Origin of the sequence: Collinsella aerofaciens, assembly GCF_040910325.1 — a bacterium.
Lineage (GTDB): Bacteria > Actinomycetota > Coriobacteriia > Coriobacteriales > Coriobacteriaceae > Collinsella > Collinsella aerofaciens_BL.
This window is the reverse complement of record NZ_JBDGAV010000039.1, coordinates 1-11,287: the sequence shown is the minus strand read 5'-3', so window position 1 is coordinate 11,287 and position 11,287 is coordinate 1. Positions and strand designations below refer to the sequence as shown.

The window sequence follows — 11,287 nt, the reverse complement described above, 5'->3', positions numbered from 1 at the left end:
ACGGTGGCCATTATTCGGTGACCGGGATTGGTCAAAATAGTTTGACTATTAGCGGCTAAAATCGCCCGGCGCTAACACTGTAGCAACCACAAACCCATCCACGCGGCGGCTCAAAAGCTCAAGCCCACTCAGCGCGGCAAGGACAAGCCAAGCAACACCGGCCCCAATAAACAGCAGAGGCTTGCTCACGCTCGGCTCCAGCCCCCTTTGGCGCGCCGTATAACCAATCCACATCAGCAGCACAACAGCAGCTCACGCCACGGCTTCGGCCTAAACGTATGCCCGGCAAGAATAAAGAACACCGGCATGTGAAAAAGCCCAGACCACCTAGCGGCCCGGGCTTAATAAACGATGGTGCTCCATGGCGGATTCGAACCGTCGACCTTGGGATTAGAAGTCCCCTGCTCTATCCAACTGAGCTAATGGAGCAAATAACTGCACGCCCAAGCAAGCGCAAGCCTGTCAGGCGCAAGTAATTATAACCTAGTTGAACTGCTCACGGTACGCCTTGCAGACCTTATCGACCGGGCCGTCCATGCGAAGGTCACCCTTCTCAATCCAAACGGCACGCTGGCAGATGCGCTCAACCTGCTCCATGGAGTGCGAAACAAACAGAACCGTCACGTCGCCGCTCTGGATAAAGTGCTGGATACGGGCCTCGCACTTCTGCTGGAAGAACACATCACCGACGGAAAGTGTCTCGTCAACGATCAGGATGTCAGGCTCAGTGATCGTTGCGATTGCAAAGGCAATGCGCGCAACCATGCCCGAGGAGAAATTCTTAAGCGGCATGTCGACAAAGTTCTGCAGCTCAGCGAACTCAATAATGCCGTCAAAGTTGGCATCGATGAACTCCTTGGTATAGCCGAGCAGGGCACCGTTCAGATAGATGTTCTCGCGGGCGGTCAACTCGGGGTCAAAGCCGGCACCAAGCTCAATCAGCGGCGCGATGTTACCGTGCACCTTAACGCTGCCTTCGCTAGGCTCAAGCACGCCAGCGATAATCTTGAGCATCGTGGACTTGCCGGAGCCATTGGTGCCGACCAGGCCCACGACCTCGCCACGATGAATATCGAACGAGATATGCTTGAGCGCCCTAAACTCCTCAAAGAACAGCTCGTGCTTGGCAAGCTTGATGAAGTACTCCTTGAGGTTGGTCAGCGACTCGGACGCCATGTTAAAGATCATGGTGACGTCGTCGACCTCGACAGCCAGAGGCTGCTCGCTGTAATCAACAACAGATTCAGTCATCACAGCACTCCTTAGATGTAGAGGATAAATTTGCGCTCGGACTTATGGAACACGGTATAGCCAATAATAAGCGCAAGAACCGCCCAAGCGACGCACATACCAAACGTCATAAGCGAGGGCGTAGTCTGGAACAGGAAGATATCGCGCATAAACTGCAGGTAGTTGAACATGGGGTTCGCATACATCAAGATACGCACGAGATGCGGCATTTGCGCAATATAGTCAGTCGTCCAGAAGATGGGCGTAATGTAAGTCCACGCCGTAATGACGACGCTCCACAGATGCATAACGTCGCGGAAGAAGACCGTAAGGGCAGAGAGCATCATGCCCAGGCCCATGCAGAAGCACATAAGCAGCAGCAGGCAAACCGGCAACAGAATCAGGTGCCAAGAAGGCATAACGCGGAACCACAGCATGACGATGGCGACGGCGACCAGCGAGAAGGCAAAGTTGACCAGCGAGAAGAGCACCTTCTGCACCGGGAAAACCCAGCGGTGCACCTTAACCTTCTTGAGCAGAGGGGCAGCGCCCACGATCGACGTCAGGGCCTGGTTCGTAGACTCGGACATGACGGCAAAGGTAATGTTACCCACGATCAAGTACAGCGGGTACATCTCGGGCGTCATTGAGCCATTGCGACCCTGGCCAAAAATCGTCGAGAACACGATGGCCATGACGATCATCATCAGCAGCGGGTTGAGCACCGACCATGCGACGCCCAGAACGCTACGGCGATACTTGATCTTAAAATCCTTGGTAACCAGCTGACGAAGGATAAACGCGTCCTTCTCAAATTCGTTCTTAGCAAACGTCGCAGGCAGACTGCGAGTTTCTTGTTGCTTTGTCTGATCCGACACGGATGCAACTCCTTTACTCGTAATCGTTGACAAACGAACAGTATAGACCCGACGGCCATGCAAACGATTCGCGCAACAAAACTGGAGAACTAACCCACATCTTAGGATGCCAAGCCCAAACGGCTATACTTTCAAGGATTGAACGTATAAGGAGCATTGAGTGAATTCTGAATCCATCGCCGTCATCATCCCCTGCTACAACGAAGCGCCCACGATCGGCAAAGTCATCGACGACTTTCACCGCGAGCTTCCGCAAGCGACGGTCTATGTCTATGACAACAACTCGTCGGACGATACCTCACGCATCGCCACCGAGCACGGCGCCACGGTCCGCTTTGAGCCCCGTCAGGGAAAGGGCAACGTATGCCGCCAGATGTTTCGCGATATCGACGCCGATTGCTACCTGATGGTCGACGGCGACGACACCTACCCCGCCGAGGCGGCCAAGGCCCTCTGCGAGCCCATCCTTAACGGTACGGCCGACATGACCGTAGGCGATCGCCTTTCCAACGGCACCTACGCCGAGGAGAACAAGCGTGCCTTCCACGGCTTTGGCAATAATCTGGTCCGCGCCATGATCAAGTGGATCTATGGCTACAGCTTCGATGACGTCATGACAGGCTACCGCGCCATGAGCCGCCCGTTCGTTAAAACCTTCCCAGTGCTTTCCGAGGGCTTTCAGATCGAAACCGAGCTCTCGATCCACGCCGTCGACCACCGCTGGCGCATCAAAGATGTGCCCATCGAGTACCGCGACCGTCCCGAGGGTTCCGAGTCCAAACTCAACACCGTGAGCGACGGCATTAAAGTCGTTGCGATGATCGGCACGCTGTTCAAGGACTACCGCCCGCTGAAGTTCTTCAGCCTCGTTGCGCTTCTGTTCGCGGTATTCGGCCTCGCCCTGGGCATGCCCATCGTTGTCGAATATTTCCAGACCGGCCTCGTCCCGCGCTTCCCCACCGCTGTGCTCGCCGCCTCGTTTATGTTCCTGTGCGGCCTGAGCCTTGCGACCGGCTTCATCCTAGATTCTGTAGCAAAGGTCGAAAAAAAGCAGTGGGAGGTCAACGTGTACAGCAAATACGCCTACGACGACCAGCCCGGCCACCCTACTTCCATGCCAAGCGAGAGGTAGATCTTCCGCAAAATACTATTGGCACCACTGCGCAGATAGCCACCAACAAGAAAAGCCGCCGTTAAAGAACGGCGGCTTTTACTCTCGAAAAGTTAATAGCGGCTAGAGCGTCTTGATGTACTCCCCCAGCTCTTCCTCCCAGTCGGGCATGTGGAAGCCGGCAGCCTCGAGCTTGGACAGGTCGAGCGCGGAGTGGACCGGGCGCGGGGCGATGGGGCCCGCGGCGCTCGCGTAGTAGTCGGCGGTCGATACCGGCACGACCCTGTCCCCGTTGCCGTTGGCGGCCTCGAAGACGGCGCGGGCGATGTCCGCCCAGGACCTGACCGCACCCGAGCCGGTGCAGTCGTAGGTGCCGTAGGGGGCGTGCGTCCCCAGCACGTGGAAGATGGCCCCGGCCATGTCGCGCGTGAAGGTCAGGCGTCCCAGCTGGTCGTCCACGACCGTGACCTGCGTGAGTTTGTCCTCGGGGTCGGCGACGCGGTCGGACAGCCCCTTCATGGTCTTCACGAAGTTGCGGCCCTCGCCGATGACCCAGGAGCTGCGCATGATGTAGTGGCGGGGGCACCCTGCCACGGCGATGTCGCCGGCGGCCTTGGTCTGGCCGTAGACGGACAGCGGGGAGAAGGGCTCGTCCTCGTCATGCACCTCGGCGGTGCCGTCGAAGACGTAGTCGGAGGACACGTGGACCAGGGTGATCCCGTGCTCGGAGCAGGTGCGGGCGAGGAGGGCGGGGCCGGTCGCGTTGGCCTTCCAGGCGGTCGCGCGGCCCTCGGCGGTCTCCGCCCTATCCACGGCGGTGTAGGCGCCGCAGTTGATCACGGTGCCGTAGAGCGACCAGTCGTACTGTGTGTAGGCGTCCGGGTCTGACATATCGAAGGTGTCGATGTCGCAGAAGTCGAAGTCCTTGGCGACGCCGCGCTCCTCCGCCAGCCTGCGCACAGCATGGCCCAGCTGGCCGTTGCAGCCGGTGACGAGCGTCCTCTTGGGCGCCATTGGGACGACGTCCCTGAGCATCGGGTGGTTGAGGTCGGCCTCGGATACGGTGGCCTCGTCGAGCGGGATCGGCCACTCGATGGCGAGCTCGGGGTCGGCGAGGTTCACGAAGGTGTAGGTCTTCTTGAGCTCGAGGGACCAGTGGGCGTCCACCAGGTAGGTGTAGGCGGTGCCGTCCTCCAGGGCCTGGAAGGAGTTGCCCACGCCGCGCGGGACGTAGATGGCCTTGGACGGGTCGAGCGTGCAGGTGAACACCTTCCCGTAGGTCTCGCTGCCCTCGCGCAGGTCCACCCAGGCGCCGAAGACGCTGCCGCGCGCCACGGAGATGAACTTGTCCCAGGGCTCGGCGTGGATGCCGCGGGTGACGCCGCGGCTGTCGTTGTAGGAGATGTTGTTCTGGACGACCCTGAGGTCCGGGATGCCCAGGGCGGTCATCTTGGCGCGCTGCCAGTTCTCCTTGAACCAGCCGCGCGAGTCGCCGTGGACGGCGAGGTCGACGACCTTGAGGCCCTCGATGCCGGTCTCGGCGACGGAGAGGTCCTTCTCGAATGCGATGTCTGCCATGTGGGAAAAGCTCCTATCGAAGAGGTTGTATAACCGGGGGCGCCCGCGCGGGGACGCAGGATCATCCCCATGCCCTGCATCCCCGCGCGGGCGCCCCGCGGTGCGGTTCGCCGGAATGCAGTCTTACTGGCCCTGCGCGCGGTAGCGGGCCTCGGTGGCCTCCTTGGCGGGGCGCCACCAGGACTCGTTGGCGACGTACCAGTCGATGGTCTGCTTCAGGCCCCCGGCGAAGTCGGTGTGCGCCGGCCTCCAGCCCAGCTCGCGCTGGAGCTTGGTGGAGTCGATGGCGTAGCGGCGGTCGTGGCCGGGGCGGTCGACGACCCAGTCGAAGTCCTCGGGGTCCTTTCCCATGGCCTCGAGGATCATGCGCAGCACGGTGATGTTGTTCCTCTCCCCGTCGGCTCCGATGAGGTAGGTCTCCCCCATGCGCCCCTTCGTGAGGATGTCCCAGACGGCGCTGGAGTGGTCCTCGGTGTGGATCCAGTCGCGGACGTTCTCGCCGCGGCCGTAGAGCTTGGGGCGCACGCCGTCGACGATGTTGGTGATCTGCCTGGGGATGAACTTCTCCACGTGCTGGTAGGGGCCGTAGTTGTTGGAGCAGTTGGAGATCGTGGTGCGAAGCCCGTAGGTGCGGGTCCACGCTCGGACGAGCATGTCGGAGGAAGCCTTGGTCGAGCTGTACGGAGAGGACGGCTTATAGGGCGTCTCCTCAGTGAACTTCGCCGGGTCGTCGAGCGCCAGGTCGCCGTAGACCTCGTCGGTGGAGACGTGGTGGTAGCGGACGCCGTGCTTGCGGACGGCCTCCAGCAGGCGGAAGGTGCCCTCCACGTTGGTGCGCAGGAACGGCTCAGGGTCGGCGATGGAGTTGTCGTTGTGGCTCTCGGCGGCGTAGTGGACGATCGCGTCGTGGCCGGGGACCAATTCATCGAGCAGCCCAGCGTCGCAGATGTCGCCGACGACGAGCTCCACGCGGTCCGTCGGCAGCCCCGCGATGTTCTCGGGGTTGCCGGCGTAGGTCAGCTTGTCCAGGACGGTCACGTGCACCCCGGGGTGGTTGTTGACCACGTAGTGCACGAAGTTGCTGCCGATGAAGCCGCAGCCGCCCGTGACGATGATGTTCTTAGGTTCAAAAATCTCAGACATGAAAATCCAATCTGAAGCATGTACAGCTTCTTTAGTATGCCGCAGGAAGTGATGCCGCGACACTATTCAACAAAACTATCGGACATTTCGGCACGCGATAAGAGCCATAACCTTCGCAGAATTACTTCCCCTACAAAACGCCTCCGGAATGCAGTCTTTGTCGTACCGGAAGACCGAATTCCCAGTTTTATCGCGTAAGTACTTATAGAAGAAGTCCTCCCAGCTTTTAAACTTCTCACTGTCTGCAAACGCTTCCGGCTCTTGCAGAACTGCTTTGGCATCTAGCCCTGAAATTACGCCGGAGCTCAGTAGAAGCCACTCGAATGATTCGGGAAGACAAACCGTAACAGTATCGCGGTGAATGTCTTGCAGCTTAAGGACGCGGTCCGCATAGCACCCAAATGCCGCCCCGTCCGCGACAACAAACACGCGATCGTCGAGATGCTGATCCAACCAGCCCAAAATCGCGCTGTTCGTCATGGCCGAAGTACAGGTAAGCTCACTGTCAGCGAAATGCCGTTCAAAGAACTGGAAACCAGACTTACTGTCCTCGCATAGAAGGATAGAAAAGTCCTGTTTTGGCGCCGACCGGGAAATAGCATAACGATGATTCCCGCGATCTTGATAAACAGGGACGAAAGAATGGTATTTTCCGCTCGTCTTAATCTTGTAAATCTCATCCACGCTATACGGAAGATTGGGGAAATCAGCCCTTGAGATCAGCACGAAATAATTCGAGGAATACAGCACATGATGGGCAAACTCATCAGAATGAATCTCTTTTAAGCCCTCATCGACAAATACAATCGAGTCATGAACGGACGAAAGCTGGTTTCGCCAATCATAATCGGTCAGGGCGACACAGGGACAATCGCATTGCAAGGAAACACCCGACTGCTCGCCCGTTCGCATGTAGTCTGCGACCATGTTAAACAGTGTCGTCTTACCCGTGCCACTATCCCCACGCACAATAGTAATGTTCCGTTTAATGGTAAATGTGTACTTGGTTCCCCTGCGGCGGGAAATCTTAACGAGATGCGAACCGTTCATAAGCAGCACCTACAGATACGGAATCGACTCGTGAATCAAATCGGCCATGCTGTGAACGATTCGGCCGCTATTCACGACTTTAATTTTAAAATCCTCGCGACCAAAGTCCATCACATGATAGAGATTCACAACGAGCTTGCGGTCTTTCGCCATGTCGAGAATCCACTTGGCACAGTTGTCACCACAGGTAGAAGCGTTAAAAATATGCTTACGATCAAATCTCATAAGCAGCAGCGTTTTCACGCCACCAGAAAGCTGGAGTGGGGAGATGGATCCAAGCACAGGACTTTCGATGACGTTTTCGGAGACAACAACCGATCGATCGACATCTTTAATTATCGAGACTGCATAGGGATCCGTAATCCAAGAAGACCGGTAAGAGTTTTTGAAATATGTCGCTGTGTTGTAAATCGCTTCTGGCATATCGCCAAAGTAGACGCTTAACACATCCACTCCCAATCATATTGTCTTTATGGTCAACGTAATCATAACGAAAGGGGCCACCAGATAAACGGTGACCCCTAAAGAAAACAAGCTTGCGCTAGTACTCGCGCGGGCTGTTGACGATCTCGCCGGCGGCGACCTTCTTCAGGTGCTGCCCGTAGACCGACTTGCCGTAGGCCTTGGCCGCCTCCTCCAGCTCGGCGGTCGTGATCCAGCCGTTCTCCCAGGCGATCTCCTCGGGGACGGACACCGGCAGGTCCTGGGAGTGCTCCACGGCGCGGACGAACTCCGCCGCCTCGTGGAGGCTCTCCATGGTGCCGGTGTCCAGCCACGCGTAGCCGCGGCCGAGGGTCACCACGGACAGCGTCCCCTCCTCCAGGTACATCTGGTTGAGCGTGGTGATCTCCAGCTCGCCGCGGGCCGACGGCTCGACCTCATGCGCCTTGGCGGCCACGTCGCCCGGGTAGAAGTACAGGCCGGTGACGGCGTAGGAGCTCTTGGGGCACTCGGGCTTCTCCTCGATGGAGACGGCCCTCCCCTCGCCGTCGAACTCCACGACGCCGAAGCGCTCGGGGTCGTCCACGTGGTAGCCGAAGACCGTGGCGCGGCCCGACTCGGCGTTCTGGACGGCGCGCGTCAGGTGGCGCGACAGGCCGTTGCCGTAGAAGATGTTGTCGCCGAGCACCAGCGCGCACGGCTCGCCGGCGATGAACTCCTCGCCGATGGTGAAGGCCTGCGCCAGGCCGTCCGGCGAGGGCTGCTCGGCGTAGGAGAGGTTCACGCCGTAGCGCGAGCCGTCCCCGAGCAGGCGCTCGAAGTTGGGCAGGTCGGTCGGCGTGGAGATGACCAGGATGTCCCGGATGCCCGCCAGCATGAGGGTGCTGAGCGGGTAGTAGATCATGGGCTTGTCGTAGACCGGCAGCAGCTGCTTGGAGGTCACGAGCGTGAGCGGGTATAGGCGGGTGCCGGACCCGCCGGCGAGGATGATGCCTTTCATAAAAATCCTCTCGATTGACAATCGTTGAGCAAAAGCCGCTGATTACAGATGCATAGTTAATTAAATTATACGCACCGGCAGCAACCTCCCCGTCTTCTTATTTAAATCGGACAGCAGAAACACGCAACTCTTTCTGCATTTCTAGCGAGGCAACAAATGAAAAAGTACAATGAGCAGTGTCCAACAAACGAAAGGCAAACAATGCGAGTCGAAACAACCGGAGTATGCAGAGGAAACTGGAAAATCTACCAGCAGCTTAAGATTGAAGGCATCCATAAAGGCTCCAGCGTAACAGCCCAGGCGGCTACAGACGATAACCGCCGCTCACCTTTATCCCTCCTAAAATTCCGGGACAATAGTTGTGACTCGAACTCATACGTCCTTGTAGTCCCCGATCCCGATGCTCGCACCATCAAAATTGAGTTTAGCGAAATCGGCCAAGACGGTCGCACCCTGAGCAGCGACTCCCTTTCGCTAAATTGCAAGAACATCAAATGGGAGTCGCGCCTTAACTACAAAATTAAACCTGACATGTGCAGCAAACTCCGAAACTACGATGACGTTTCAGAGTTTGACATGGCAACGATTGATTTCTGGCAGTGCATCGAAGATTCAAGCGACTATATCCTTAGGTGCACGGTGAGAACTCCTTATCGTAGCGACTCGCAAATCAAACTTCGTTGTTTCGATCGAACCCTTAATGAAGTTAATTTGAGCATCGTCAATTTCGGTTCGAATGTAACAAGCGTTGGATTTACGTCTGAGAAAAAGCAGCTTGAAACGCAGCTCTCAATTCGAATGCCAAAGGCGTTCGATCGTTACTACTTTGTTATTGACGATCAAAATCACCCATCATTCAGTGCATTTGACTGCTTAACACCCGATAAGTTAGGCTTGCTTCTTGAGGAGACCAACTTTCTCTTTACCCATGCGCAGTTTGACCCTGAATACCCCGAATGGTTCACGGAGCATAAGGCAACCATCGGCGCTCTGGAGAAGCAGAGAAAAATCGTCTTCAACAGTGCTCCGAAGTTCAGCATTATTGTCCCTCTATACAACACACCCATTTCGTTCTTTAACGATATGACCGAATCCGTAAAAAACCAGTCTTATGCAAACTGGGAGCTCATCCTAGTTAATGCAAGTCCTGACAATCAGGAACTAAAGGTTCACGTTGAGCAGGAGACGGCCCACGACAACAGAATTAAATCAATTAACCTTACCGAGAATAAGGGCATTTCCGAAAATACAAACGCCGGCGTTGCCATCGCTTCGGGTGATTTCGTTAGCTTCTTTGACCATGACGATATTCTTGAACCGGACTTGTTGTTCTCATATGCCGAGGCAATTGAAAACAATGATGACGTCGATCTTCTATATTGTGATGAAGATAAACTCATGCCTGATGGAAAGCTAGCGCAGCCGTTCTTTAAGCCGGATTTCAATATCGATCTGCTCAGAAACAATAACTATATCTGCCATATGCTTACCATCCGTAAGTCTCTGCTTGACACTCTAGAACCGAACACGAAAGAGTTCGATGGAGCGCAGGATCATAATCTGACTCTCCGCGCCGTGGAAAAGGCAAGGAAAGTTCATCATGTTCCAAAGGTTCTATATCACTGGCGCCTAAGCGAGACCTCCACCGCAGCAAATGCCGATAGCAAGCCGTATGCCACTATCGCAGGTATCAAAGCGGTCCAGAGTCATTTGGACAGGCTTGGGCTCAATGCGAAGGTCGAACAAGCGCGTCGTCCCTTTACATATAAAGTAACCTACGCTGTGCCAGATTCCCATCCACTCGTGTCAATTATCATTCCAACTAAAGACCACGCCAACATTCTGGACAACTGCATTAAGTCAATTGTTGAGAAATCAACGTACGACAATTTCGAGCTTGTCATAATCGAAAACAACAGCACAGAAAAGGAGACGTTCGATTATTACGATAAGTTGCAAGCAAAATATCCTGACATCGTTCGTCTTGTAACTTGGAAGCACGAATTCAATTTCTCCAAGCTCATGAACTTTGGCGTTGCTCACGCCAAGGGCGACTATCTCTTGCTGTTGAATAACGATACTGAGGTAATTACGCCCAATTGGATTGAGACTATGCTTGGCATCTGCGCACGTGAGGATGTTGGCGCAGTTGGTGCAAAACTCTACTATCCCGACAACACCATCCAGCACGCGGGCTTATGCGTCACTGGTGGCGTGGCAGGACATCTTTGCCAAAGCATGCCAAGGGATAACTGGGGCTACTTTGCACTCAACGATGCACAACAAGACTTCAGCGCCGTCACCGCAGCTTGCATAATGACCAAGCGTGATGAATATGAGAAAGTCGGAGGTTTCACGGAAGAGCTTCAAGTTGCATTTAATGACGTTGACTTTTGCTTAAAGCTACGCGAGATCAACGACCTAATTGTATACACACCCGAAGTCGAGCTCTATCACTACGAGTCGATTTCTAGAGGCGTTGAAAACAATACGGAGAAGCAGATTCGCTTCCACAAAGAGGTCGCGTACATGAATTATCGATGGGCTAAGTATTACGTCAAAGGCGATCCTTATATGAATCCAAACTTCACCGTCGGGGAACCCGCGAATCGTTATTATCATTTATAAGAAGTTTGCATTTCTTTTCTTATTCAATCTAGGCAAATTAGCATGTCTAGGCTAGATAGGGGAATCGAGGATTAACCCTCGATTCCCCTATTGTGATAAGTTGTCCTTCACTCGACAGTCAGAGAGCATCTTATTCCAAAGGCGTATTTAATGAGTATTTGCTCGCTTGAGCACTGTTGAATATCGCGAAACAGCACCGCCGATATCGCGCTTGGGCACCGGGGCCGA

Annotated in this window: 9 protein-coding genes and 1 tRNA gene; 2 read left to right on the top strand and 8 right to left on the bottom strand. The window is 55.5% G+C overall.

What is annotated here, in order from left to right:
- Positions 1 to 352: 352 nt before the first annotated feature.
- The 3 genes from AB5Z25_RS10265 to AB5Z25_RS10255 all read right to left on the bottom strand — a co-directional run bounded on the left by AB5Z25_RS10265 (position 353) and on the right by AB5Z25_RS10255 (position 2,108).
- Positions 353 to 429, bottom strand: a tRNA-Arg gene (locus tag AB5Z25_RS10265).
- Between the two features lie 54 nt (positions 430 to 483).
- Complete coding sequence (locus tag AB5Z25_RS10260; RefSeq protein WP_117766691.1) at positions 484 to 1,251, bottom strand: ABC transporter ATP-binding protein; 768 nt, start codon at positions 1,249 to 1,251, stop codon at positions 484 to 486.
- An 11-nt stretch (positions 1,252 to 1,262) separates the two neighbouring features.
- A complete protein-coding gene (locus AB5Z25_RS10255; RefSeq protein WP_022094778.1) occupies positions 1,263 to 2,108 on the bottom strand; it encodes an ABC transporter permease in 846 nt (281 codons plus the stop codon).
- Between the two features lie 160 nt (positions 2,109 to 2,268).
- Here AB5Z25_RS10255 and AB5Z25_RS10250 point away from each other — a divergent pair, with 160 nt between their 5' ends.
- Positions 2,269 to 3,240, top strand: a complete 972-nt coding sequence (locus AB5Z25_RS10250; RefSeq protein WP_320678036.1) for a glycosyltransferase family 2 protein — start codon at positions 2,269 to 2,271, stop codon at positions 3,238 to 3,240.
- Between the two features lie 102 nt (positions 3,241 to 3,342).
- Here the strand turns inward: AB5Z25_RS10250 and AB5Z25_RS10245 are convergent, their stop codons facing one another.
- The 5 genes from AB5Z25_RS10245 to rfbA all read right to left on the bottom strand — a co-directional run bounded on the left by AB5Z25_RS10245 (position 3,343) and on the right by rfbA (position 8,431).
- Entirely contained in the window at positions 3,343 to 4,797 is a 1,455-nt protein-coding gene (locus tag AB5Z25_RS10245; RefSeq protein WP_368135503.1) for a sugar nucleotide-binding protein, read from the bottom strand.
- A gap of 123 nt (positions 4,798 to 4,920) precedes the next feature.
- Entirely contained in the window at positions 4,921 to 5,940 is a 1,020-nt protein-coding gene (gene rfbB / locus AB5Z25_RS10240; protein WP_195544900.1) for a dTDP-glucose 4,6-dehydratase, read from the bottom strand.
- 75 nt (positions 5,941 to 6,015) lie between these two features.
- Entirely contained in the window at positions 6,016 to 6,990 is a 975-nt protein-coding gene (locus tag AB5Z25_RS10235) for a hypothetical protein (protein WP_117747064.1), read from the bottom strand.
- A 9-nt stretch (positions 6,991 to 6,999) separates the two neighbouring features.
- On the bottom strand, positions 7,000 to 7,437 hold the full coding sequence (locus tag AB5Z25_RS10230) for a DUF4869 domain-containing protein (protein WP_117747067.1): 438 nt from the start codon (positions 7,435 to 7,437) through the stop codon (positions 7,000 to 7,002).
- 94 nt (positions 7,438 to 7,531) lie between these two features.
- Entirely contained in the window at positions 7,532 to 8,431 is a 900-nt protein-coding gene (gene rfbA, locus AB5Z25_RS10225; protein ID WP_195544899.1) for a glucose-1-phosphate thymidylyltransferase RfbA, read from the bottom strand.
- Positions 8,432 to 8,587: 156 nt separating this feature from the next.
- Here rfbA and AB5Z25_RS10220 point away from each other — a divergent pair, with 156 nt between their 5' ends.
- Complete coding sequence (locus AB5Z25_RS10220; protein WP_117747065.1) at positions 8,588 to 11,059, top strand: glycosyltransferase family 2 protein; 2,472 nt, start codon at positions 8,588 to 8,590, stop codon at positions 11,057 to 11,059.
- Positions 11,060 to 11,287: the final 228 nt, after the last annotated feature.